The organism is Neorhizobium sp. DAR64860/K0K1, assembly GCF_050500205.1.
GTDB classification, from domain to species: Bacteria; Pseudomonadota; Alphaproteobacteria; order Rhizobiales; family Rhizobiaceae; genus Neorhizobium; species Neorhizobium soli.
The window spans coordinates 772,969-797,119 of sequence record NZ_CP191459.1 but is presented as its reverse complement, the minus strand read 5'-3'; the positions used below and the strand labels follow the sequence as shown (position 1 = coordinate 797,119).

Sequence of the window (24,151 nt, the reverse complement as noted above, 5' to 3'; positions counted from 1 at the left end):
TCCACCACGGCAAACGGGTTGCACATGCGCGTACTTCTGGTCGAAGACGACACCGATCTTTCCAAACGCATCGCAGCCAGCCTGCGGGCCGAAAGTTTTGTCGTGGACATTGCAAAGAACGGCGAGGATGCCGAGCACGCAGGACTGACCGAACTCTACGACGTGGCCATTCTCGATCTGGGCCTGCCGAAGATCGATGGCGTGTCGGTTCTGAAATCGTGGCGGGCTGCAGGGCGCACCCTCCCCGTCCTGATCCTCACCGCGCGCGACGGATGGCCGGACAAGGTCGAGAGCTTCAAGGCGGGCGCCGACGATTTCCTCACGAAGCCGTTCAAGATCGAGGAACTGGTGCTGCGCATGCGCGCCCTCGTCCGCCGCGCCACGGGCCATGCGTCCTCCAAGATTCTTTGCGGTCCGTTGGAGTTCGACGCCCAGCTCGGCACGTTCGAGTTCAACGGCCTGTCGCTGAAACTGACCGCGCTGGAATGGCGCGTGCTCTCCTGCCTCATCCTGCGCAAGGACGTCATCGTCGATCGGCGCGAGCTGATCGAGCGCGTCTATGAAGGCGATGCCGAGGTCGATTCCAATTCGATAGAGGTGATCGTCGCGCGACTGCGCCGCAAGATCGGCGCGGAACTGATCGAAACGGTTCGCGGCCGCGGCTACATGCTAACGGCCGCGACATGAGCGGGCTGAACCTATCCGGCCAGGCATCGATCGCCCGGCGGCTGGCGGGCTTTTCCATCATCTTCGTGACGGCGACGGTGATCGTCGCATCCGTCATCCTCTACCTGATCGTGGCGGGCGTCGTGCGAGAGCAGATCGATCAGCGGCTCGACACCCAGATCGAGGGATTGCGAAATGCGCTGACCACCGACAGTGCCGGAGACGTCGTCCTCTCTGCAGACCTCGACGGCCCGCCATTCGATCGTCCGCGCTCCGGATGGTACTGGCAGGTGTCCGACGATCGGACCCGCATAACCTCCCGCTCGCTGGCCGAGGAAACCCTGGAAAGCCCGCCCCGCCCCTTCGACTGGCGCCACGCGGCGGAGCCCAAGCCACATCCGGCCGATCGTGTCGCCTTCCGCGACGAGACACTGTATCTGCGCACGCTGGAAACCATGGTCGGAGATCGGACAGTCGAGATCATCGCATCGGCGCCGCAATCCGCCCTGAGCGCACCCGCCCGGCGGGCATTGCTGTGGCTGGTTCCTGCGATGCTTCTTTTGGGTGGCGTTCTCGTCGGCGGCATCCTGCTGCAGGTCCGCTACGGGCTTCGACCGCTGAGACAACTGACGTCAGACATCGCATCCATTTCCGAAGGCGCGCTGCCGCGTTTGCCGGATCAGGACGTCGAGGAGTTGCAGCCCGCATCCCGCGAGATCAACCGCCTCGTGGACAAGAATGCCGAGAGGCTCGCCGAAACACGCCTGCATTTCGCAAACCTCGCGCACGGCCTGAAGACCCCCGTTGCAAGCCTGCAATTAGCCTTGAACGGCGCCAACGATCCCACCAGCGAGATGCGCGATCTGGTCGACAGGATCGACCAGCGCATCCGCCATCATCTCGCCCGTGCCCGCAAGACTGCCTCCAGCGGCACCGTTTCGGCAACACAAGTGAACCCCCGCATAGACGATCTCGTGCTTGTCATGTCGCGCATCCACGCTGACCGGGGCATCTCGGTGCAATGCACGATCGAGCCGCAAATTTCGGTTGCCTGTGCGGCCGAGGATTTCGACGAGATCGTCGGCAATCTCCTCGACAACGCGTTCAAATGGGCTGGCAGCCTTGTCGCGATCGATGCCCGCACGGACGGACGCTCGATCGTCATCACGCTCGAAGACGATGGCCCCGGCATCTCCGACGATACGATCGAGAAGGCATTTCTGCCGGGTGTGCGGATGGATGAGACGGTCGCTGGAGATGGGTTCGGCCTGACGATCGCCAATGAACTCGCACAGCTCTATGGCGGAAAGATTGCGCTTCGCAATCAAGACGATAAGGGACTGCGCCAAACCATCACATTGCCGAAAACGGCCGCAGGATCGTCACCCGTTCCAGCTTGAACCGTCCTCTCCACAACCCCTGGAACAACAATGGCCGCCCCGTTTCCGGAGCGGCCATTGTTTTAAACGTCTCGACATTCACCCGGCCTGCTGGGACGCAGGCTCCAGATGCTGCCCGCCTCAGTGAGCCGCGACGAGCTTCGTCACGTGCATCTTGTGCATTTCAAGTTTCGGCAGAGTCTTGGCCGCGAACTCCTTGACCGCCGCATCGTCACCGCCCTTGGCATAGGTCGCAAACAAGCTGACCGCTTCCATATGCGCTGTTGCCTGCATGTCGATATAGAGCGGCTCGAAGTCCTGGTCAGATGCACCCTTCAGCATTTCAAGCATGGCCGCGTGCTTTGGCGACATAACCGGTGCCTCGTCTCCGAGCTTGGCCGCCTTTTTGAGTTCTTCGCCCGCCATCGTATGATCCTTGATCATCTCTGACGCGAACTTCTTCACGTCGGCATCCTTGGCCTTTTGTTCGGCAAGCTTGCTGGACTCGATCTCGAAGGCGTTGGAGCTGGTGACGGCTTTGACAAAGGAAGCCTTGTCGACGTTGAACGCGGCAGCGGCCTTGTCGGCGCTGGCGGGCTGTGCCGCAAAGCTTGCCGAGGACATCAGAAGCGAGAGCGATACGAGCGAGGCTGAAATCATCTTGTTCATAGGGGCTCTCCTTACTTGGCTTTGTCGAAGGCTGCGGTGAGATCGGCGACAGCGAGATCCAGTGCCTGCTTGGCTTCCGGAACCACCTTGCCCATGCCGAAGAACTCGTGTGTCACGCCGTTATAGGTCTTGGTATTTACCGCAACGCCGGCGTCCTTGAGCTTGGACGCATAGGTCTCACCGTCGGACCGCAGCGGATCGATCTGGGCGAGGATCACGGTTGCCGGAGCAACGCCTGCAAGGTCGGAGCGACCGTTGAGGTTGATGCGCGGGTCCTTGGTCTCATCCATGGACGTGACCGTGTTCTTGACGAACCATTCCATATCGGCCTTGCCGAGCGGCTTGGCATTGGCGTTTTCCTTGTAGGACGCCGTTTCCATGTCGTTGCCGGCGACCGGGTAGACGAGAAGCTGGTGAACCGGCTGCTTCGCCTTCATCTCCTTGGCCATCAGGGCGACGTTGGCCGCCAGGTTGCCGCCGGCGCTTTCGCCCGCAACCGCGATCTTGTCGGAGTTGCCGTTCATGTCGTGAATGTTCTCGACAACCCACTTATACGCCGTCCAGGCATCGTTATGAGCAGCCGGGAACTTGTGCTCCGGCGCATGACGGTACTCGACGGAGACGACGATGGCTTTGGCGCCGAGCGAAAGGGCACGCGGTGCGCCGTCATAGACGTTGAGGTCGGCAACCACCCAGCCACCGCCGTGATAGTAGACGACGACGGGGAACGGACCCTTGCCGGCCGGCATGTAGACGCGCGCGGCGATACCGCCTTCAGCCGTCGGAATGGTGATGTCCTTGGTGGTCACCTGCGCTTCGGGATTGGACGACAGGCGCTTTTCCCACTGGACAGCCTTCGCAGCATCGGCAGGGCTTGCCTGTGTGCGGGCTTCCGGAACGCTCAAGCTCGAAAACGGCTTGGCGTCTAGCGCACCAAGCTTGTCGAGCACGGCCTGCATATCTGTGGTGGGTTTTGCCATCTCCTGCGCAAACGACGGGACGGCAAGCGGGGCGGCCATTACCAGTGCGAGAGGAAGTGCTTTCGCAAACATTGAGGACTTCATGTTGGGTCTCCGGTTTAGATGGCTAGCTAACCGGGACGATGGCCTTATGTTCCAGATAATGCTGTTTTTTCAGATGCTAATCTAAAGATGCTGATTTTCGGCGGACACCGCTTGCGGGGTGCGGCGACGGCGAGTAGCGGCCAAAACCGACAGGCGACCGTTGCCGGCCGCCTGCGATAGTTGTCAGACAGAATTACTATTGGGCGGCGTTATTCCAGAGCCGTCCATCACATTTTCCCAATCGAACGACTTCCGTTTTCGATCAGGTGCGGATCGTAAAATCGACGTCGACGCTTGCCTTGATCGCGTTGGAATACGGGCAGATGTCGTGGGTTACCTCGACGAGCTTCTGTGCGTCGGCTTCCGACATACCCGGCAGATAAACATCCAGGGCAGCGGTGATGCCAAAGCCGCCTTCCGAGCGCGGGCCAATGCCGACGGTTGCATCAACGGTCGAACCATCCGGAACCTTGGTCTTCAGCTGCGTAGCGCCGACGCGCAGGGCGCCGAGGAAGCAGGCCGAATATCCAAGCGCAAACAGCTTCTCCGGATTGGCGCCATCACCACCGGGGCCACCGAGTTCCTTCGGCACGACCAGCTGCAGTTCCAGCGTCCCGTCGGAAAGCGCCGTCTTGCCGTCACGGCCACCGCCGGATGCAGTTGCGCTGGTCTTGTACTTCGCGTCGACAGACATAGTCTTCTCCTGGGTTGGGGCGGATGAATTTTCTTAATTCGCAACTCAATTGCACGCCATTGATATCGCGCTCTGCAGCGCCTGTCAATTGCTTGCAATTACCTTGCGCACAATATAGATTGCGCGAATGACAGATATCCCTGAAAAACCGGCATCGGTTGAACTCGACCAAATGCTGTGCTTCGCCGTCTATAGAGCCGAACAGGCCTTCAACCGGGTCTACCGGACTGCGCTGGCGCCGACGGGGCTGACCTATCCGCAGTTTCTCACGATGAAGCTTCTGTGGAGCGAGGGCAGCCTTTCCGTGGGCGAGATCTCGCAAAGGCTCGGCGTCGATTCCGGCACGACCACGCCATTGATCAAGCGGCTTTCGCTGATGGGTCTCGTGACAAAGATGCGCAGGGACGACGACGAGCGCCGCGTCGATATCTACCTGACGGAAAAAGGCCGCGCCCTACAGGAGAAGTCGGACGCCGTGACGCAGTGCATCGTTGATGCCGTCGGCATGGATCAGCCTCAAGTCAACGCGACCTTGGCGACCATAAACGCTCTCAGCGCGAAACTGAGTGGAACCACGTCGGACCTCTAAGGACGCAGTCCCACGACACCCTCCTCAAAACAGGCTCACGGGATCGTGCCCTTCCCGGATTCGTCGTCTGTCTCATTTACGTCCTCGCCGGACACGATCGACAGGAGGATGTCATGTCGGACACCAATTCACTGCCGCCACCGCCCGACCTTTGCGAGACGGTCTTTTCTGCCTGCGAGGACAAAGCCGGCCTTCCCCTCAGTAAGATGATCATTCTCGGCATGCTTGCCGGCATTTACATCGGCTTCGGTGGACTGTTTGCGACGGTGGCACTGGCTGGCGCCGACAGCCTTCCCTTCGGCGTCGCGCAGATCCTCGCCGGCACGGTGTTTTCGCTCGGTCTCGCACTGGTGATGGTCGCCGGCGCAGAATTGTTCACCGGCAACACACTGATGATCGGTCCGGTGGTTGCCGGACGGATCCCCGCTGGCCGGGCGGCGGGGGCGTTGACGACTGTCTATCTGGCCAACTTCGCCGGTTCGATTGCGCTTGCTGTCGTCGCGGTTTTCGCCGGCTTGCATGAGGCCGGCGACGGAGCGGTCGGTCGCGCGGCATTCGAGCTTGCTGAAACGAAGACTGCCAAGGGGTTCGCAACAACGCTTGCAAGCGGCATCCTTGCCAACACGCTTGTCTGTCTCGGTGTCTGGCTGGCCTATGCGGGCCATACGGTCACGCAGAAGATTTTCGGTCTGCTTCTGCCGGTCGCAGCGTTCGTCGCGGCAGGCTTCGAACACTCCATCGCCAACATGTATCTGCTGACCTATGCCACTCTCGTCCAGGGCATGCTTGAACCCTCGACGGCGCTGTTGGGCATCAGCGACATCTTCGGCAACTTGCTGCCGGCAACGATCGGGAATGTGATCGGCGGAGCCTTCGTGGCCCTCGCCTATTCTGCGGCTTACGGAAAGCCGGCTAAGAAGTGACCTCGGCTCAGAGGGTCTTGAGCAGTCTCAAAAGAGCAAGCATTTCCAGAGGGCTGCGACGCTTGAAGGCGATGTAGGTCGGCTCTTCGGCGCCATGGAACCGGCGCTTGAATGCCGCCTGTCCCTGCAGGTTGAAGATCCTCTTGTTGATGGCCGGCGACTTGTAGGCATATTCGAACCTGCCGCGCCAGAACGCGCTTTCCGCAAACCCGCTTGTCGTGATCGCCGCAAGGGGCGAAAGCCCAAGCGTCACCAGCGACCTGCCCTCTTCCCTGAAGCGGTCCGTCGCGAACTTCGTCAGACCGATCTCGGCATGCGGGGTCGTCCCCGTCTTCTTCCGCTTGAAAGTGGACGTGTATCCCGTCACCTGCCCCGCATCGAAAATCGGATCGAAATCGAGCACGGCAATGGTTTCGCCTTGCGGATCGAGGATCAGGAACCGGCGCATATGCGCCGACAGCTCGGCTTTGAACGGCCTGTTCAGGAAACACATTTCCCGCCGACGGACGATACGGCCAGCGCGCCATTCTTCGGAAACGGCCTTGATCTGGTCGGGCCTGGCGAGACTGCCGTCACACTCGACAATCCGGTAACCGTTCTTCAGCAGCCACCGCTCCGAATAGCGGACCGTCTCGTTCTTCTTTCCGGCAAACGAATGCTCGTTGAGCACGAGACGGGTATCGACGCCCATCTGATTGATCCGGTAGCCGAGCCGAGACAGTGTCTCTGCCGTCTGCCGGCCGATCTGCACGAAACAGGGACGTTCGGCCGCTGCGACGAAATCGGACACGTACCGGGCACGATCGGCCTTGTCGGCGACAGGATCGCCCAAGGCAAACATGTGCCCCATCTTCGTCGCGTAGGCGATATATCCCTTGTCGTCGCCGAAGTGGCTGAGGTTCTTCTGAACCGCCGTCGAATACGCTAGCGAGAAGTCGCCGTGTTGCCGGCAAAGCTCCATCCTGCGTTCATCTGACAACTGAGCGGACGCGAGATGCGGAAGGCCACGGTCAAGAACCGAGTCGATGTACCCGCGGAGGCCTGCCATACGATTTTCCTCAAAGTCGATGTCCGCACTTTTGGCACGCGCGTCTTACGGTACATAGAGATATTCTAAACTGGGAGGGCATCTCCCCGCTGTTTCAGGATTGGGTGTTGCAGCAGCGCATGTTTTTCAGCATTGTCTGGCCATGAATCTGCCCGCTGAGCCTTTCCAAATCGAAGATGTCGTGGTCATTGGTGCCGGGCTTTCTGGAATGATCGCCGCCTATGAGCTGGGAAGGCGCAGCATCCGCGCCCGAATCATTGCCCGTGAAGAGCAGGTCGGATCGACCTGGCGCAAGCGCCATCCGCAGCTCTCTCTCAACACGCATCGCGACATTTCCCACATGCCGGGGCTGCAATACCCGAGCGGAACCTCGGCTTTTCCAAAACGCGACGTGGTGGCCGAGCATCTGGCGCAGTTTGCCCGTGACAACGCCCTTGATATTGAACACGGCGTTTCGGTTGAGGCGTTGAGCAGACGCGACGGCGTCTTCCACCTTGCAACATCCGCCGGTCCGGTTTTGTGCCGCAACGTCGTGGTCGCCACAGGACGCGATGGCGATCCGTGGCAACCTCTGTTCAAGGGTGCGGAAAACTTCGGCGGACAAAGCATACACGCTTGCGACTTCGGGGATGCGAAGCAGTACCGGGGAAAGCGGGTGCTGATCGTCGGCGCCGGCAATTCGGGGTTCGACATTGCCAATCACCTGGCGAAGGTCGGTCTGGCCGACTGCTGGTTTTCCGTTCGCACCGGTTCATCGGTTCTTCCCAAGCGTTTGTTCGGCGTGGCCGTCCATAAATTCTCGCCATGGCTGGCACGTCTTCCCACGCCTGTGGTCGATATCGCGATCTCGCTAACGGAACGCTTGGCCTTCGGGGATCTGACCAAGCTCGGGTTTCCCAGATCATCGCACAAGGCCGCAACGCGGCTTGCCCGCGATCATGTGGCGATCCCGGTGGATGACGGCGCTATCAAGGCCGTACGTGAAGGCCGCATCAAGGTTGTCGGCGAAGTTGTCGAATTCACGCAAGCCGGCACCGTTCTGCACAAGAACGGCGTGGTGACAGCCCCGGATGTGATCATCTACGCGACCGGTTACGGCGCGCACCATCAATCGCTTCTTGGCGAGCTGGCCATCGAGAACGGTCACGTCCCATCCCCGAGCGGCCCTGATATTCCAGGCCTCTGGTTCATCGGTATGACGCCGGGCCTTATCAGCTATTTTCACAATGCCAGAGAAGAAGCAGTCGAGATGGCCGCCGCGATGCGATCGCGCTTGGACACGGACGCGCGCTCAGGCCGTTGACACAGAGTTTTGCCAACCGGTGATGCGGCGGACAACGGCCCCCATGGAACATTTTGCCGTGCCCACCCATTCCTGACTGAGCCTCTACAGTCTTGTAGCAGCCGAATGGGAGACATCATGGACGATAACAAGAACGCTCAGGAAGCCGTCGAAGAAACTGGCAAGAAAGCGCCGGCGACATCGGATAGCCCTGCCGCCGGTCCGCACGCCAAGCCTGAATTGATGGATGAGAGCAAGACGCCTGGTACGGGCTCGTTGCCGGATACGGATGACGAGAGCGTTTCGCCGGGCGGCGGCTGAGGACCCGCGAACATAATGACAAAAAGCCCAGCGCAGGCATTGCAGGATGAAAGCGCCGAGTGGTTCGCGTCCCTTGAGCCGGTCAGGCCTCAGGACATGGTCGGCTTGTGGAGAGGCCGCGGCCACCCGTCCGGCCATCCGCTCGATGGCGTCCTTGAAAACCTGCGCTGGTTCGGAAAGCGCTTCCATCCGGACGGGCGGGCTGATGCGCTGCTGTTTGAGGGCGCACCGGGCAGGCTGGTTGCAGTCGACCCGAAAGTGTTTCCCATCCGGTGGGCGATCCGGCTTGCAAGGTTCGGCCGCACCTCGAGCGCGGTGAACCTCTTTTCCCACATACGCCCGCGCGTGCGCGCAAAATCCACCACCGCATCCCTGGAAAACAGGATGGATCGCGACGTGTTGACTGCTGCGATGGTCTACGACCAGCAACCGATTACCGACATGTTCCGGCGGATCTCCGATACAGAGATCGCGGGCAAGATGATCGTCGAAGGCGACCCACGCCGGTATTATTTCCGTCTCGAGAAAGTCGTCGATTGACCGCTGCGCAAACGGTCCTCGCCGCCTGCGATCACAACCACATTGGTCGGGCGGAACAAGGTGAACAACACAGGGTTATCTCTGCACTTCAACCCTGATGTGGAACGCCTCATGAAATCTCTCGCCATTGCCTATGTGGCCACTCTTGTTTCCTTTCTCGCAATCGACGCTGTGTGGCTCGGCCTTGTTGCCGGCAAGATGTACCGGGAAAAACTCGGCGACCTCATGCTTCCCTCTCCCAATCTCGGGATCGCTGCGATCTTCTACCTCTTCTTCGCGGTTGCGATCGTCATCCTGGCGGTAAAGCCGGGTCTCGATGGAGGGTCCTTGTGGGTTGCGATCGGATGTGGCGCATTGCTCGGTCTGGCCGCCTACGGCACCTATGACATCACCAATCTCTCGACACTGAAAAACTGGCCGGCTTCGCTTGTCATCATCGACATGATCTGGGGAACAGTCCTGACGGGCATCGCCAGCGCCTGCGGTTACATCGCCGCCCGCTCCATGAGCTGAGTTCGATCCGCTCTGTCCGCCCCCGTACGAAGCAGCTCCGTCGTCGCTCCCTGCTTCCCAGCCATTGGAAGCAGGGGAAAGTTATGATTTATGGGCGGCGGTAGAACACTCTTCTAGCACCTGGAACAAACGACCGGTAACCGCGTTCCTGTGCGCGCGCTGATGAAGGACGGTAAGGAATTGACGCTGGAAACCAATCCAGAGTGTCGAAATCTATTCGACGTATATGACTGGGAATCCTCAGATATCGGCCCGAAGGATCGCTGGGCCGTGGAGTTGCGGACTCTGGTGAACGTCATGCTCGGGTCGCTGCAACCGATGCTGATCGTGTGGGGCCCTTCACAGACGACGCTCTACAACGACGGCTACGCCGAAATGTGCGGCAAGCGGCACCCGGCCGCATTCGGAAAACCCTTCGGCGAACTGTGGCACGACATCTGGGATCAGGTGGAGCCGATCATTTCTGCAGCCTATGCCGGACAAGGTACGTCGATGGACGATATCGAGTTCGTCATGCATCGCAACGGCGTTCCCGAAGAAACGCATTTCGCCTTTTCCTACACGCCGGTCCGAGACCCCTGGGGAACGGTGCTGGGAATGTTCTGCGCCTGCACCGAGCAGACATCGACCGTGGCGGCACGAAACGCCGAACGGACCCTGCGGGAGCGCTTCGAGCAAGTCTTCGAACTCAGCCCCGGCGGTATCGCCATGCTGACCGGACCCAATCACGTCTTTGAATACGCCAACGAAGTCTACTACTCGATGATCGGCAGCGGCCGCGACATCATCGGCAAGACGGTCGCCGAGGCCGTGTCGGAAGTGGTCCGCCAGGGTTACATCGACATCCTCGACAGAGTTTACCAGACGGGCGAACCCTTCGTTGCGAAAAACCTTCGGATCGAATTGAACAGAGGAACCGCCGGCGAAAAGCAGGACCGGGTCATCGATCTCGCCTATCAGCCCATGGTGGAGGATGACGGCAAGGTCATCGGCATTCTCGTTCAGGCAATCGATGTCACGGAGCTTCGAGCGGAGGAGGAAAAACAGGCACAGCTGTCGCATGAACTGGGGCACCGCCTGAAAAACCAGCTTGCAATGGTGCAGGCGATCGCATCGCAGACGCTTAGAAATTCGACAGACCTCGCCAGCGCCAGGGTCCGCCTATCGGACCGGATCGCCGTCCTTAGCGCCGCCCACGATACCATTCTGCTAGGCGGTATGGGCGCCTCGACTGTCACGCAGCTCGTCGACAAGATGACGTCCCTTCATGACGACCCTGCAAATCCCCGCATCACCGTTACAGGCACGAATATCAAGGTCGGCTCGCGCCCTTCCCTCTCTCTCTCGTTGATCCTGCACGAACTGGCGACGAATGCAGTCAAATACGGAGCCCTTTCGCTTCCGGACGGGCGGGTCAATATCCAGTGGAAGATCGCCGGCCCGAAATCGGATCGCTTCGAACTTATCTGGACCGAGACAGGCGGGCCGCCGGTGCAACAACCCGAAGGCCCCGGTTCCGGTTTGCGTCTGATCAATGCCGGGCTTAACGGGACCGCAGACAGTACCGTCGCCTTCACATTCCAGCCTTCAGGTCTCACCTTCCGGATTGACGCAGACCTCCAGGGTTTCCAGCAGGAACATTGATGAAACATCATCCCATCCTCGTGGTCGAAGACGACGGTCTGATCCGCATGGATCTGGCGGACGTCCTCAGCGACAGCGGCTTCGATGTGGTCGAAGCCGCCAATGCCGATCAGGCGCTTGCGCTTCTGGAGGCCGGCATTCCGGTCAAGGCGATGCTGACGGATATCGACATGCCGGGATCGATGAACGGCATCAAACTCGCAAACCTGACGGCTTCGCGGTGGCCGGAATGCAGAATCATCGTCATCTCTGGACGTTTCTCGCCCGATCAGGGTAGTTTGCCGCAGGGAGCACGCTTCCTGTCGAAACCGATCTCGGAACGCCAGCTCAGCGTCGCGCTCTTCGAATTGGGATTATCTTCAACGATCTGAATGAGGTACATCGAGATCGCCCACCGCGAAAGAACCACGAGATGACAAGACCTCTGTCCAATATTGGCAACGGCCGGATGGCGAGGCTGACGGCTGAATACGACTGGTCGCCAACATCGCTGGGACCGATTTCGTCATGGTCCGAAGCGCTGACCTCTGTCATCGAAATGATGCTGGGCCAAAAGCATGCGATCTGCGTGTTCTGGGGGGAGCAACTCAACATCCTCTATAACGATGCCTACGCACCGCTTCTGGGCGCAAAGGAAGCCGGCGCCCTCGGTCAGCCTGCCAAACAGGTCTGGTCGGAAATCTGGCCGGATATCGAGCCTTTCGTCAACCAGGCGCTGTCGGGCGACGGAACCTGGGCCGAGGAACTTCCTCTGACGATGCGGCGCAACGGATACGACGAAGAGACCTTCTGGACCTTTTCCTACAGCCCGCTATACGAGAAGGGCGAGATCAAGGGCATGATCAACATCGCCCTCGACGCAACGCCGGGAGTGCTCGCCCGCAGGAACCAGCGCGCATTGCAGCGCGAGCTGGTACACCGCGTCAAGAATACGCTTGCAGTAACAGCTGCGGTCGTTTCGTCGACGCTGCGTCAGGCAAGCAGCCTCGACCAAGCAAGGGCCACCGTCTCGGACCGGATCGCCGCGCTTGGGAGCGCGCAGGAACTTCTGCACGATTCTGCCGACAACACCCCCGTCCGGGGGATCGTCGAGGCAGCCCTCGCAGCGCATCTCGATCGGCCCGATCGTGCGGTGATCTCCGGGCCGGACCTCTACGTGGCATCGCAGCAGGCGATCGGACTCTCGCTCGCGGTGTACGAACTTGCGACAAACGCCGTGAAATACGGCGCCTTATCCACAGAGACCGGGCGGATCGGAATTTCGTGGGAAGTCACTGCGGATGGGACGTTCCATTTGGTCTGGCAGGAAACCGGGGGCCCACCCGTAATGGCTCCGGCCAGGACGGGATTTGGATCACGGCTGACCAACAAGATCGTGCCCGCGTATTTTGAAGGCGAAGGCAAGACCCTCTACAACTTCGACGGCGTGCGGTTCGAGCTTCATGGCAAGATCCAGACCGGGCGCCTGAACAGCGCCCGGGAGAACGCTGCCGCCCTGGTCTGACGGGGCTTCGGCAGACGGGATTTGGCAGCGATGACGATCTCGACATAAAGTCAGGCGGGCTCAACGTCGCTCGGCGTTGCATCCACCGCACGGGTATCGACTTTGGCGACAAGCTCGCGAGGATCGAAATAGGCCCGGAACGACTTGATCTCTTCGCCATCGCTTTCGAGAACGCTGACGCCTGAATAGGCCACGGACTGCCCCTCGACAACCGCGTCACTGCGCCATTCGAGTATGGCGACGCCATCGGTTTCGACGACGTTGATGAATTCGGACTCGATCGTCGAAAACGCGGCGCGATAGGCCGTCCAGAACGTCTGTGCGGCTCCCGACTCGGCTGAATCATGGATCGACAACGGGTTGGACAGGACAGCATCGTCGCGGAACAGGCGGGCGATAGTATCGACGTCGCTGGACTTTTCCAGACGATGAAGGGCAGCGATGAAATTGTCGGTCAGTTGGGTCATATCGGTTCCTTCTTAAATCTTGCAATTGGAACCAGCACCGGAAGATGATGTTCCGGACAAAGACGAAGCGCATTCCGGAGGAGGTCGTCATGACGGTCGTGCGAATGGGTGGTTGCCTCTGCGGCAAGGTGACATTCAGTGTGGCGGGCGAACCCACGCGGGTTGGGCTCTGTCACTGTACCGACTGCCGTCAGGAGAGCGGATCGGCTTTCACCTATTTCGGCATCTGGCCTGCTCATGCTTTCTTGAGTGAAGGAACGACGGCCGAACATGGGGGACGGCGCTTCTGTCCGTCGTGCGGTTCACGGCTTTTCGTCTGCGATGAGCACGAGGCCGAGGTCAAGCTCGGAAGCCTGCGCGACGCGCCTTCGGGTATAGTGCCGACCTACGAACTCTGGATCAAACGACGGGAGCCATGGCTTGCCGCGCTGCCGGACGCGGAGCAGTTTGACGAGGACCGACCTTAGCACCCGAACGGTGCCCCGTGCTTGTTGCTAGCGATCAAACCGGTCGCGCAGAAAAAGCACGGCTTGCCTCGCCTCTTCGGACGAGATCGTGTGTCCGACCTGGGGATAGAGTTTCAAAGTAACGTCGTAACCCGCGCCCCGCAGCTGGCCGGCGGCGGCAACGGATGCCACGGACGGGATCGTCTGATCCGCCTCGCCATGCATCAGAAGAACCGGTATCTTCGAGGCCGAGGCCTTGGGCGGCAGCGGCAACAGGCCGGCGATACTGACGACTGCGCCGACCTTCCAGCGCCCGGAGGACACGGCGTCCAGCGCCATGATTGCACCCTGAGACACGCCGACAAAGGCGACACTTTCCAGATCACCTTTGAAACCTTCGCGTTCGACGATGCCGGCCATCAGCTTGTCGAAAGCCTTTCTCGCGCCCTCAATACGGTCCGGCCGCAGCACCTGATCGTCGACCGCAAACCACTGACGACCGCCGGACCGATGCGCAAACGGCGCATCCGGCGCGACGAACCGCGTGTCCGTCAGGCTTGACTGCCAGGAACTGCCGATGGCCGCCATGACCGAACCGGAGCCTCTGATGCCGTGCAGGAAAATCACCAGACGACGCGGTTTCGTTTGAGAGGTTTTGATGGCAACGGCTCCTTTCGCCTGATCGACAAGAGGGATGCCCGCCTCGATCGGCCCTGCAACCGGTTTTGGCGCGCGCAGGTCAGCGCGCGTTCCCGAGGCATCCACGGCATGAGCCGGGCTGCACAGAAGCGTCATCAAGAAGATGGAAGCAGATGTGAACGGGACGGCGAAGTTCAGGCGCGGCATGGGTATTCCTGATTGATCCCACCCGAAACCACAGCCATTCCAAATCGTTCCGGAAACCCGCGGCAACGATTGCCCCTCGGCGATTACACTTTCGTGTAGTGACCCGATCGACTTTGGGACAGTTGGCACCATCGGCGGCGCCGAAACAACGCCATGCGATCAGACCGCGGCAACGGTTCCGGCGCGGACATGGCAGGCGGCCTCCCTGCCCGGCCCGGTCGAGACCAGCGGCGGGTGCGTCACATGGCAGATATCGACGGCCAGAGGACAGCGGGTCACGAACTTGCAGCCTTTGGGCGGGTTGGCAGGGCTCGGAAGATCCCCCTTCAGCACGATCCTCTGCCGCTTTCGCTGCGCTACAGGATCTGGAAGCGGCACCGCCGACAAAAGGGCTTCCGTATAGGGATGCACCGGGCGCGCAAACACATCGTCCGTCCGGCCCGTTTCGATCAGATGCCCGAGATACATCACCGCAACCCTGTCGGCAAAATGCCGGACGACGGAGAGGTCGTGGCTTATGAACAGGTAGGACAGACCGAACCGCCTCTGAAGATCGAGAAGCAGGTTGAGGATCTGCGAGCGGATCGACACATCGAGGGCGGACACAGGCTCGTCGAGGATGAGCAGTTTGGGGTTGAGCGCCAAGGCCCTCGCGATCACGATCCGCTGTCGCTGCCCGCCCGAAAACGCGTTCGGCTTGCGCTCCGCATGCTGCGGATGCAGTCCAACGAGAGCGAGAAGCTCGGCAACGCGCTCGGCCCTCTCTGCAGCATTGCCGACACCGTGGATCGCCAGCGGCTCGCCGATGCTCTCGCCGATCGACATTTTCGGATTGAGAGCGGAAACCGGATCCTGGAAAACGATCTGCACCTCGCGGGACAGGGCGCGCCTCGAGGCGGTCTCGCCATGAACGATAGGCTTGCCCTCGAACAGGATGCTGCCTGCCGACGGTTTGGTCATGCCCAGAATGGCCGCGCCAAGCGTGGACTTCCCGCAGCCGGACTCGCCCACCAGAGCGACGCTTTCGCCATGGGCGATGTCGAGATCGATGCCGTCGACGGCCTTGACGAACCCGGTCGGACGTCCGAGCAGGCCGCCGCGGATGGGAAAATGCACCTTGAGGCCGGACAGCGACAGAAGCGGTTCAGTCATAGCATTTCTCCCACCCGTTCCGAATGCCAGCAGGCGGCACTGCCCTCGTCACGGCGAGGCGCAAGCGGCGGGATTTCGTCGAGACAGTGCTGGTCGGCCAGCGGACAGCGCGGGCTGAAGCGGCAGCCGACCGGCCACTGGCCGATGTCGGGCACAAGCCCCTCGATCGTCGGCAGCATCGCCTTCGGCTTTCCGTCCAGCCGCGGAATGGTCGATAGCAGCAGCCGCGTATAGGGGTGTTCCTGACGCGCGAAAATCGTATCAACCGGCGCCTCCTCGATGACCCGCCCGGCATACATCACCGCAACCCGGTCCGCCATATCGGCAACCACGCCCATATCGTGGGTGATCAAAAGGATGGCGGTTCCGGTCTCGTCGCGCAGCCTTTTCATCAGGTCGAGGATCTGCGCCTGGATGGTGACATCAAGCGCCGTGGTCGGCTCGTCGGCGATCAGCAGTTTGGGTTTGCAGATCAGCGCCATGGCGATCATCGCGCGCTGGCACATGCCGCCCGAAAGCTCGAACGGATATTGGCCGGAGCGGATCTCCGGCTCGGGAATACCCACCTCTTCCAGCATGGCGATCGCCGCACGATGAGCCGCCTTGGCGTCGAGCCCGCGATGCACGACGAGGCTTTCCTCGATCTGCCGGCCGATCTTCATCAGCGGGTTGAGCGACGCGACCGGTTCCTGGAAGATCATCGCAAGATCATTGCCGCGCAGCTGCCGGCGCTTGGCTTCCGGCACCGTCAGCAGGTTTTCCCCACCGAACAGGACGCGGCCGCCATCGACGCGGGCTACCTTTGGCAGCAGGCCCATCACGGAAAACGCCGTCATCGACTTTCCGCAACCGGACTCGCCGACGACGGACAGAATCTCGCCCTGGTCGACGTGGAAACTGACGCCATCGACCACCGGCTGCGCGCCGATCGAAACCCTGAGGTCATCAACCACAAGAACGGGTCCCGTCATGTGCGCTCCGCCCCGACGGCCGCAAGCGGATGGTTCGGATGCGCCATCCCGATATTCTCTGCGCCGTCGCGAAGAACCGCTGACGGAATGGAGAAATTCACCGGGTAGAGCGTATCGGCGATGATCTCGACCGGAAACTCCTCGCCGAGCCGTGATGCGACATCGGGTTTCGCCTTTTCGTTGACCCGCAGCGTGACGCCGCTCGCATCGATCCGCGGCGCGTGCATCGCCTCTTCCAGCGACATGCCGAAGGCTGCGACATAGGAGAGGATCTGCGCCACGGCCGGCATGATCTGGCGTCCGCCGGCAGCCCCGAGAGCAAGCTTCGGCCGCCCGCCCTTCGTTGCGATAATCGGGCACATATTGGCCAGCGGCCTTGCATTGGCCGCGATCGAATTGGGCTGGCCCGAGCGTGGATCGAACCACATCATGCCGTTGTTCATCAGGAGGTCGCTTGAGGGCAGAACCACTTTCGAGCCGAAGCGCGACAGAAGCGTATTGGTAAGCGAGACCATCGTGCCGTCGCGATCGACAACGCTGATATGCGTGGTGCAGCTTTCTCCGCTGCTCCCGTGGCCGAGCGTGCGCAAGCGATGCTCCGAGGCGCGACGAATGGCGCGGCCAAACGCAAGCGCCGTCCCGCCGGACAGCGGGCCGTCCTGCGGCAGGGTCAAGTCAAGCTCGGATAGAGCCTCGACAAGCGTCGGACCGCCGGAAAGACCCGGCATCGCATTGATCGTCATGCCGCGGTAATCGACCTTTAGCGGGTCGGACCAACGCGGCTGGTAGTCGCGCATTTCGGCAAGGTCGATCGGCGATCCGCCGGCGTTGAGATCGCTGACGATCGATGCTGCGATTTCGCCCTCGTAGAAATCGCGGGCACCGGCCTTTGCCAGTCGTTCCAGCATGGCGGCCTTGCGCGGCATCGGGATCGTGCTGCCCGGTCCGATTTCCTGCACGCGCGGCGCACGGCCATCCTTCAGAAACAGCTGCGACGATGCCGGGAAGCGCGCAAGGCCTTCCGTATCTATGGCAAGACAGAGCACCGTAAACCAGTCGAGCGCCAGACCGCGGCGGGCATGGTCGATCGCCGGCTGCAGTGCCTCGGCAAAGCTGATCGTGCCGAACCGTTCCAGTGCCGCCGAAAGGCCTGCAATGGCACCCGGAAGGCAGATGGAGCTGTAGCCGATCAGGTTGCGATCATCGCGCACCTGCGGCCAGTCGAACCAGTCTCCGTCCCGTCCCGCCACGACAGGATAATCGGCAGGATCGATGTTGCGCGACGAGCGGACATTGAAATCGAGCGTATCGACCCGGCCGTCCTGTCCGTCGGCCCGCAGCAGGAACCCGCCTCCTCCGACGCCCGAAAGCCACGGCTCGACGACGCTGAGCGTCAGTGCAGTCGTGACGGCCGCATCCATGGCATTGCCGCCGCGCGACAGCACATCGGCGCCGCTTTCCGCTGCCATCCAGTTCTGGCAAGCGACGAGCCCGCCAGCGCTGCGCCGCTCGCCCTTCTGGACGTTCCAGTGTTCACCCATGGCTATGTCCAATATCCTGTCCGAACCTGCGGGTTCCGATCGCCTCGGGAGCCTTGCCATCAACGGCAAAGCGGCCAGCATTGCCGGATGTGGCGTGGTGGTGAGCGATCTCGGCGGCCGTCGCGATCCAGGTGCCCTTGTCGGCGGTGATCGTATCCAGCAGCTCCTCGAGAAGCGCGATGCGCTGGGCACGGCCGGAAATCCAGTCATGCACCGTCAGCGTGAACAACCCGCCGAAGCGATGCAGCGCCTGCCATTCCGCGATCCAGTCCTGCAGCACGGCGCGGCCGGATTGATAGGGCCACTTGTCTCGGCCTCCCCCTTCGAACTTGAAGAAGATCGCATCGTCGAGCGCCCATTGCACCGGGATCTCGACCACACCGTCGATCTCGTAGGGATGATCAAAGCCCGAGAGCGAGGAATCGTAGGCGAGGCCCACCCGACGCAGTTCGCGCAGCATATGCGGCGTCATTTCCCAGGCCGGCGAGCGGAAGCCGACGGGCTTTACCCCGGTTTCCCGCGTCAGCAGTTCCATGCTGGCTTCGAGCGCGCCGGTAAACTCGTCGTCGGAGACTTCCGAGACGATCTCGTGGAAATAGCCGTGCAGGCCGATCTCGTGGCCGCCTTCGAGAATGGCGGCAAGCATCTCGGGATTGGTCTCGGCCGTCAGCGCGGGCACGTAGAAACTTGCCTTCGCCTCATAGCGCGCGAACAGGTCGAGCAGCCGGTAGATCCCCGTGCGCGGACCGAAACGGCGGATTTCGAGCGTGCCCATCCGGTCCGGCACATGGTCCTTGTTCGCCCACATGAACGGCACATGCGCATCCACGTCGACCGACAGCAGCACTGCCGACTGTTTGCTCTGCGGCCACTCATAGGCGGGCCAGGGGGACTTTATCTGCAGGGGATTTGACATCCGACCTCGCTTGGAACGCGCATGTTACAGCGCCTTTTTCTTTGCCTGGAAAACGACCTGGGAGCCGATCGAATTGCCGCCGTCGACGGTCAAGGTCGCGCCGGTCATGTAGGCCCCGCCCGCTGACGTGACGTAGAGAACCGCTGACGCGACATCCTGCGCGGACGACGTTCTGCCAAGCGGTATGGAGGCCGTCACCGTGTCGATATGATCCTGCGCCAGCGCGCTGACATCGCTGCCGGAAATGAACCCCGGCTCCACCGCATTGACCCGGATCCCGTATTCGGCGAGTTCCAGCGCAAAACCCTTGGTCAGGCGGTCGAGCGCCGTCTTGGATGTGCAGTAGGGAACCACCGTCGTGCGCATCTTCCGCGCGGCACCGGACGAGATGTTGACGATCGAGCCCGGCTTGCCGGCGCTGATCATCTGCTTGGCAAACAGCTGCGACAGCAGGAACGGTGCGCGCAGATTGACGCCCATGATGTCGTCCCAGTCATCGATCGAAATATCGAGAAGAAATCCCGACGGATAGATGCCGGCATTGTTGACGAGGATATCCGGCGCGCCCCAGCGTCCCGAAACTTCTTCCGCAAATGCGGTCATCGAGCCGGTATCGGTGAGGTCGGCGGCGATCGCCACATGGCCGGTTCCCGGCAGCGTCGCCAGTTTCGCCTCGAGCTTTTCGGCATCGCGGTCGGTCAGGCAGACCTCGGCCCCTTCGCGCGCAAACGCATCGACGATCCATCCGCCGATAATGCCGCAGGCACCTGTGACGATGACCTTCTTGGCCTTGAACTCATTTTCGAAATTCATGAAATACTCCTATCGCCCACGCGGATCGAGGCGGTCGCGGGCATGATCGCCAATCAGATTGATCGAGAGAACCAGCAGAAATAGCGCCAGTCCCGGAAATGTCGCGATCCACCAGGCGGACCCGACATAGTTGCGGCCGGTGGAAAGCATTGCGCCCCAGCTCGCCGTTGGCGGCTGCACGCCGAGGCCGAGGAACGAAAGTCCGGCCTCGAACAGCACCATCAGGCCGAACTCGAGCGTCGCGACGACGATCAGGCCGCCGGCGATATTGGGAAGGATGTGGCGCCACAGCAGCCGGAACCACCCGGCGCCCATGAACCGCGAGAGCCTGACATAGGGCATGTTCGCGACCGACAGCGTCTGGCCGTAGGCGACGCGCGCATAGCGAGGCCACCGCGTCAGGGCCAGCACGATGACTACGTTGGAAAGGCTTGGGCCGAGTACCGCAACCGTGATGATCGCCAGAAGAATGGCAGGCACCGACAACACGATATCGACCAGCCGCATGATGATGGTTTCGACCCAGCCGCGATAGAAGGCGGCGATCATGCCGAGCGCGCTTCCGAAAATGCCCGACAGGATGACCGATGCGAAGGCAACCAGCAGCGACACCCGTGCGCCATAGATCGTCCGGCTGAGAACATCGCGGCCGAGTTCATCCGAGCCGAGATAATAGACGAGGCCGCGGCTTTGAAAGCCCGGTGCCTTCAAGCGCGCCAGAAGGTTCTGGGCGTTGGGATCGAGCGGCGCCACGAGAGGCGCAAAGATCGCCATCAGAACCAGCGCGACCAGAATGGCGGCAAAGGGCACCACGGTCCACGGCATGCGCCGTGACCGGGACATCGCGCGCGGTGCGGGAGTGGTCACTGCCATCAGGCGCTCCCTTCGATGCGGATACGCGGATCGATGATGCTGTAGAGCAGATCGGCGACAAGGTTGAGAACGATGGCCGTAATGGCGCCAAGCAGCACGACGCCCTGAACCAGCATGAAATCGCGCGCGTTGATGGCCTGAACGGTCAACTGGCCGAGCCCCGGCCAGGCAAACACCGTCTCGACGATCACGGCACCCGCCAGAAGATTGGCGATTTCGAGAGCTGCAACGGTTACCACCGGGATCGCAGCGTTCCGCAGCAGATGGCGCATGACGATGCGGATCATCGGCAAGCCCTTGGCATGGCCGGTGCGGACGTAATCCTTTTCCAGTTCGTCCAGAACCGCGGTGCGCGAAACACGGGCGAAGGTCGCCATGGAGAGAAGACCGAGTGCGATCGACGGCATGATGATGCTTGGCCAGTCGCGGGCGCCGGATGGCGGCAACCAGCCGAGCCACACCGCAAACACCATGATCATCAGGATGGCGCTCCAGAACGTTGGCATCGACTGTCCCGCCAGAACAACGCCCATCATCGCCTTGGCATCCGCCGAGCCGCGGCGCACGGCCATCGCCACCCCAAGCGGGATGCCGACACCGAAGGCGACGACGAGCGCGCCGCCGGCCAGCATCAGCGTATAGGGAAGACGGCTGGCGATCAGCGTCCAGACCGGCACGTTCTGGACATAGGAGCGGCCGAAATCAAAGGTCAGGAGCGCGCCCATATATTCGAGATACTGGACCGACAGAGGCCGATCGAAGCCGAGCGACGCCCTGAGCGCATCGATATCCGCCTTGGTGGCATTTTCAGGCACGAGCAGTAGGACGGGATCTCCCGCAAGCCGCTGCAGAAAGAAGATCAGGGTCATCACGCCAATGATGGCGATCAGGGCCTGGAAAGCGCGCTTGAGGAAGAAAGCCGGCAATACTGCAGTCCACTTCGTGATTTGCGGGCGAAACGGCCCCGCAACCGGGGCCGGCGCATAACCAAAATCAGTCGGTCCACTTCATCCGATTGAGAAACAGGCTTTCGTTTGCCGTCGGCTGCCATTCGAGGTTTTTCGCTGCGCCGTAGATGATCGCCGCCTGATAGATCGGCACCATCGGCACCTCCTCAACGACGTAGGTGCTCACCGTCTTGTAGGCTTCGAGGCGTTTCTTCTCATCCAGCGTGTTGCGGGCGTCTTCCAAGAGCTTGTCGATCTTCGGGTCGGCGATCGAAGCCCACGCGCTGGACGAATGCAGCAGCGAGAACAGCACGCCATCGACATCCTGGCAGGCGCAGGACCAGCGCCCGAAGGAAATTGGCGGCTGGCTGGCCGGCACACTCTGGGCCTTTTTTAGATAGGTCGCCATATCCGTCATCTCGATGTTGACGGTCAGGCCGGTATCGCTGATCATTTGTGCCACCGCCTGGACGATGCGCTGGTCGAATGTCGGAGATGTCGCAAAGGCGACCGACTTGCCGGCCGCACCCGCTTCCTTGATCAGGCGCTTGGCCTCATCAAGATCATAAGGGTAGCCTTTCAGGCCTTCCACGTAACCAAAATGCGCCGATGTCGCCATCTGGTCGAGCGGCTTGTCGACGCCACCCAGAAGACCGTCGACGATCCCCTGCTTGTCGATGGAGCGAGCGACCGCTTCACGCACGCGCTTGTCGTTGAATGGCGGAAGGTTCGGGTTGAGCTTCACATAGCCGATCCGCTCGGTCAGAACCGATAGCGGCTTGGCGGCGCCGGAGCTCTTGAGCTGCTCGGAAAGATCCGCATCGAGACCGACGACGAGGTCGCTGGCGCCCGCTTCGAGGTTGGCAATGCGCGTGGCGGCATCCGGCACGGCGCGGAATTCGGCGGTCGGGAACACGCCCTTTTCGCCCCAGTAGTCGTCGTTGCGGGCAAGCGAAACCGAAACGCCACGCTGCCATGCGGCGAACTTGTAGGGGCCGGAACCAACAGGCGCGGCATTGAAGCCGTCACTGCCCTTTTCCTCGACGACGTGCTGCGGCACGATCGACAGCTTGACGAGCTGGGCAAGCAGCACCGGATAGGCGCCATCCGTCTTCAACGTCACTTGGTGTTCGCCGGTCGCTTCCGCCGACAGGATCTTGTTGAACTGGCCGAGCTGCGGGCTGGCGAATTTCTTGTCGATGATGCGGTTGACGCTGAACGCCACGTCCTTGGCGGTCAGCGGCGTGCCGTCGTGGAACTTGACGTCGCTGCGGATCGTGAAGACGATTTCGCTGTCGGAAGAATATTTCCATTCGGTGGCGATCTGCGGCGCAATGGCCCCTGCATCGTCACGGGTAACCAGGTTGTCGAAGATATTGCGGTAGACGTAGTAGCTGTCCGGGTTCCACTGCTTGTGCGGATCGAGGGAGGAAGGCTCGTTGACGAGATCAACGACCAGCTGATCCTTGGCCATTGCCTGGGACAGGACCATTGGCGAACAGGCCAGAAGCAGGCCTGCCAGAGAGGCGCGCATCGAACGACTGACTATCATCATCTACAATGTCCTTGTTTTTCCAGTGGGCGGTTGAGGTCGCTGATTGCGACCCGGTTTATCTTTGTTCGCGGCGCGACGGCCGGACTTGCGGCCAACCATCGCGTCGGTTTCGAGAAAGCGATCGAGCAGATAGGCTTCCAGCGCCGCGTCGGCGGACGCGAGATGTGCGATTGCATCGGCGGTGCGGCCCTCGACGAGAGCCTCCGCGAAAGACGAAAACCTCGTCGGCAAAAATTTTGCGCGCCCGCTCCGCTCGAAGAAGTTCACGAGCCTGTTGGAGCGATCCCAGAGGTCCGCAAGAAAACCCGCGACGATAGGCATGCCGAGGGCGCTGGCCAGGAGATCCAGCATGTCCCGCTCGCAGCGACGAATAGTGGGAAGCACATCGCCACCCACATCCGGCCGCTGCAGCAGCGCCATATGCATCTGGGACAGCGTGGTCAGCCGCCGTTTGGCGGCGTCGTCGAGAGCAGCCGAGCATAGTATCGGATCAAGGTGGCGGCGTGCGGCTATCAGTTCGCGGATCTCTGCCGCGGAAATCGGAGCGACCTCCCAACCGCTGCGGGCAGTCGAGGATACAAGCCCACTCGCCTTCAGCCGCGCCAGTGCGGCGCGTACGGCACCGCGACCGAGCGCGAATTCGGTGGTCAGCGAAGTCTCCGACAGACGCTCTCCCGGCATCAGAACGCAACCGACGATCGCGCTCCTCAACGCCCGTTCCGCCACTCCCGCCTTGCCTTCCGGCGGCGCCGGAGATGCATATGCATCTGTATCCAACATTGCGATCT

General features: G+C 61.4%; 27 protein-coding genes. 12 read left to right on the top strand and 15 right to left on the bottom strand.

The window, feature by feature from the left end:
- Positions 1-24 precede the first annotated feature (24 nt).
- Entirely contained in the window at positions 25-687 is a 663-nt protein-coding gene (locus ACQY1J_RS08425; protein WP_430251168.1) for a response regulator transcription factor, read from the top strand.
- Positions 684-2,066, top strand: a complete 1,383-nt coding sequence (locus tag ACQY1J_RS08420; protein WP_430251167.1) for a sensor histidine kinase — start codon at positions 684-686, stop codon at positions 2,064-2,066. Before ACQY1J_RS08425 ends, ACQY1J_RS08420 begins: the two co-directional genes overlap by 4 nt.
- Positions 2,067-2,186: 120 nt before the next feature.
- Here ACQY1J_RS08420 and ACQY1J_RS08415 read toward each other — a convergent pair whose 3' ends face one another.
- The 3 genes from ACQY1J_RS08415 to ACQY1J_RS08405 form a co-directional block, all read right to left on the bottom strand.
- Positions 2,187-2,714 (bottom strand): DUF4142 domain-containing protein, encoded by a 528-nt coding sequence (locus ACQY1J_RS08415; RefSeq protein ID WP_062455045.1) that lies wholly within the window; start codon positions 2,712-2,714, stop codon positions 2,187-2,189.
- Positions 2,715-2,725: 11 nt separating this feature from the next.
- Positions 2,726-3,778 carry an alpha/beta hydrolase gene (locus tag ACQY1J_RS08410; RefSeq protein WP_209901689.1) on the bottom strand — a complete coding sequence of 351 codons (1,053 nt, stop codon included), beginning with the start codon at positions 3,776-3,778 and terminating at the stop codon, positions 2,726-2,728.
- Between the two features lie 262 nt (positions 3,779-4,040).
- Positions 4,041-4,472: an organic hydroperoxide resistance protein gene (locus tag ACQY1J_RS08405; RefSeq protein WP_062582523.1), complete on the bottom strand. Its 432-nt coding sequence runs from the start codon at positions 4,470-4,472 to the stop codon at positions 4,041-4,043.
- A 127-nt stretch (positions 4,473-4,599) separates the two neighbouring features.
- Here ACQY1J_RS08405 and ACQY1J_RS08400 point away from each other — a divergent pair, with 127 nt between their 5' ends.
- Positions 4,600-5,061, top strand: a complete 462-nt coding sequence (locus ACQY1J_RS08400; protein WP_082476256.1) for a MarR family winged helix-turn-helix transcriptional regulator — start codon at positions 4,600-4,602, stop codon at positions 5,059-5,061.
- A gap of 113 nt (positions 5,062-5,174) precedes the next feature.
- The gene (locus ACQY1J_RS08395; protein ID WP_430251166.1) at positions 5,175-5,984 is read left to right on the top strand and encodes a formate/nitrite transporter family protein; all 810 of its coding nucleotides are present in this window, start codon (positions 5,175-5,177) and stop codon (positions 5,982-5,984) included.
- Positions 5,985-5,991: 7 nt separating this feature from the next.
- Here ACQY1J_RS08395 and ACQY1J_RS08390 read toward each other — a convergent pair whose 3' ends face one another.
- Complete coding sequence (locus tag ACQY1J_RS08390) at positions 5,992-7,032, bottom strand: phosphatidylglycerol lysyltransferase domain-containing protein (protein ID WP_062582519.1); 1,041 nt, start codon at positions 7,030-7,032, stop codon at positions 5,992-5,994.
- 142 nt (positions 7,033-7,174) lie between these two features.
- Here ACQY1J_RS08390 and ACQY1J_RS08385 point away from each other — a divergent pair, with 142 nt between their 5' ends.
- The 7 genes from ACQY1J_RS08385 (at position 7,175) to ACQY1J_RS08355 (ending at position 12,836) form a co-directional block, all read left to right on the top strand.
- Positions 7,175-8,335: a flavin-containing monooxygenase gene (locus ACQY1J_RS08385; protein ID WP_430251165.1), complete on the top strand. Its 1,161-nt coding sequence runs from the start codon at positions 7,175-7,177 to the stop codon at positions 8,333-8,335.
- A 117-nt stretch (positions 8,336-8,452) separates the two neighbouring features.
- The gene (locus tag ACQY1J_RS08380) at positions 8,453-8,635 is read left to right on the top strand and encodes a hypothetical protein (RefSeq protein WP_062582515.1); all 183 of its coding nucleotides are present in this window, start codon (positions 8,453-8,455) and stop codon (positions 8,633-8,635) included.
- A 15-nt stretch (positions 8,636-8,650) separates the two neighbouring features.
- Complete coding sequence (locus tag ACQY1J_RS08375; RefSeq protein WP_062582513.1) at positions 8,651-9,175, top strand: GXWXG domain-containing protein; 525 nt, start codon at positions 8,651-8,653, stop codon at positions 9,173-9,175.
- A 111-nt stretch (positions 9,176-9,286) separates the two neighbouring features.
- Positions 9,287-9,688 carry a DUF2177 family protein gene (locus ACQY1J_RS08370; protein WP_062455028.1) on the top strand — a complete coding sequence of 134 codons (402 nt, stop codon included), beginning with the start codon at positions 9,287-9,289 and terminating at the stop codon, positions 9,686-9,688.
- 270 nt (positions 9,689-9,958) lie between these two features.
- On the top strand, positions 9,959-11,332 hold the full coding sequence (locus tag ACQY1J_RS08365) for a PAS domain-containing sensor histidine kinase (protein ID WP_162238002.1): 1,374 nt from the start codon (positions 9,959-9,961) through the stop codon (positions 11,330-11,332).
- Positions 11,332-11,703, top strand: a complete 372-nt coding sequence (locus ACQY1J_RS08360) for a response regulator (RefSeq protein ID WP_062455024.1) — start codon at positions 11,332-11,334, stop codon at positions 11,701-11,703. The genes ACQY1J_RS08365 and ACQY1J_RS08360 overlap by 1 nt, the downstream gene beginning before the upstream one ends.
- 41 nt (positions 11,704-11,744) lie before the next feature.
- Complete coding sequence (locus tag ACQY1J_RS08355) at positions 11,745-12,836, top strand: sensor histidine kinase (RefSeq protein ID WP_244631414.1); 1,092 nt, start codon at positions 11,745-11,747, stop codon at positions 12,834-12,836.
- 50 nt (positions 12,837-12,886) lie between these two features.
- On the opposite strand, the gene ACQY1J_RS08350 is transcribed toward ACQY1J_RS08355, so the two are convergent.
- Positions 12,887-13,303: a nuclear transport factor 2 family protein gene (locus ACQY1J_RS08350; protein WP_430251164.1), complete on the bottom strand. Its 417-nt coding sequence runs from the start codon at positions 13,301-13,303 to the stop codon at positions 12,887-12,889.
- Positions 13,304-13,392: 89 nt separating this feature from the next.
- Between ACQY1J_RS08350 and ACQY1J_RS08345 the strand changes: the two genes are divergently transcribed.
- Complete coding sequence (locus ACQY1J_RS08345; RefSeq protein WP_430251163.1) at positions 13,393-13,770, top strand: GFA family protein; 378 nt, start codon at positions 13,393-13,395, stop codon at positions 13,768-13,770.
- 27 nt (positions 13,771-13,797) lie between these two features.
- Here the strand turns inward: ACQY1J_RS08345 and ACQY1J_RS08340 are convergent, their stop codons facing one another.
- From ACQY1J_RS08340 to ACQY1J_RS08295, 10 genes are all read right to left on the bottom strand, one after another.
- A complete protein-coding gene (locus ACQY1J_RS08340; protein WP_430251162.1) occupies positions 13,798-14,595 on the bottom strand; it encodes an alpha/beta hydrolase in 798 nt (265 codons plus the stop codon).
- A 159-nt stretch (positions 14,596-14,754) separates the two neighbouring features.
- Complete coding sequence (locus tag ACQY1J_RS08335; protein WP_192077507.1) at positions 14,755-15,747, bottom strand: ABC transporter ATP-binding protein; 993 nt, start codon at positions 15,745-15,747, stop codon at positions 14,755-14,757.
- Complete coding sequence (locus ACQY1J_RS08330; RefSeq protein ID WP_430251161.1) at positions 15,744-16,718, bottom strand: ABC transporter ATP-binding protein; 975 nt, start codon at positions 16,716-16,718, stop codon at positions 15,744-15,746. The genes ACQY1J_RS08335 and ACQY1J_RS08330 overlap by 4 nt, the downstream gene beginning before the upstream one ends.
- Positions 16,715-18,259 (bottom strand): gamma-glutamyltransferase family protein, encoded by a 1,545-nt coding sequence (locus ACQY1J_RS08325; protein WP_430251160.1) that lies wholly within the window; start codon positions 18,257-18,259, stop codon positions 16,715-16,717. Before ACQY1J_RS08325 ends, ACQY1J_RS08330 begins: the two co-directional genes overlap by 4 nt.
- Complete coding sequence (locus ACQY1J_RS08320) at positions 18,252-19,175, bottom strand: polysaccharide deacetylase family protein (protein ID WP_430251159.1); 924 nt, start codon at positions 19,173-19,175, stop codon at positions 18,252-18,254. The genes ACQY1J_RS08325 and ACQY1J_RS08320 overlap by 8 nt, the downstream gene beginning before the upstream one ends.
- A 24-nt stretch (positions 19,176-19,199) precedes the next feature.
- On the bottom strand, positions 19,200-19,988 hold the full coding sequence (locus ACQY1J_RS08315; RefSeq protein ID WP_113111316.1) for an SDR family NAD(P)-dependent oxidoreductase: 789 nt from the start codon (positions 19,986-19,988) through the stop codon (positions 19,200-19,202).
- 9 nt (positions 19,989-19,997) lie between these two features.
- Entirely contained in the window at positions 19,998-20,861 is an 864-nt protein-coding gene (locus tag ACQY1J_RS08310; RefSeq protein WP_430251158.1) for an ABC transporter permease, read from the bottom strand.
- Positions 20,861-21,787 carry an ABC transporter permease gene (locus ACQY1J_RS08305; RefSeq protein WP_430251157.1) on the bottom strand — a complete coding sequence of 309 codons (927 nt, stop codon included), beginning with the start codon at positions 21,785-21,787 and terminating at the stop codon, positions 20,861-20,863. Before ACQY1J_RS08305 ends, ACQY1J_RS08310 begins: the two co-directional genes overlap by 1 nt.
- Before the next feature lie 67 nt (positions 21,788-21,854).
- The gene (locus tag ACQY1J_RS08300; protein ID WP_430251156.1) at positions 21,855-23,363 is read right to left on the bottom strand and encodes an ABC transporter substrate-binding protein; all 1,509 of its coding nucleotides are present in this window, start codon (positions 23,361-23,363) and stop codon (positions 21,855-21,857) included.
- Complete coding sequence (locus ACQY1J_RS08295; RefSeq protein ID WP_430251155.1) at positions 23,364-24,143, bottom strand: GntR family transcriptional regulator; 780 nt, start codon at positions 24,141-24,143, stop codon at positions 23,364-23,366.
- Between the last annotated feature and the right edge of the window lie 8 nt (positions 24,144-24,151).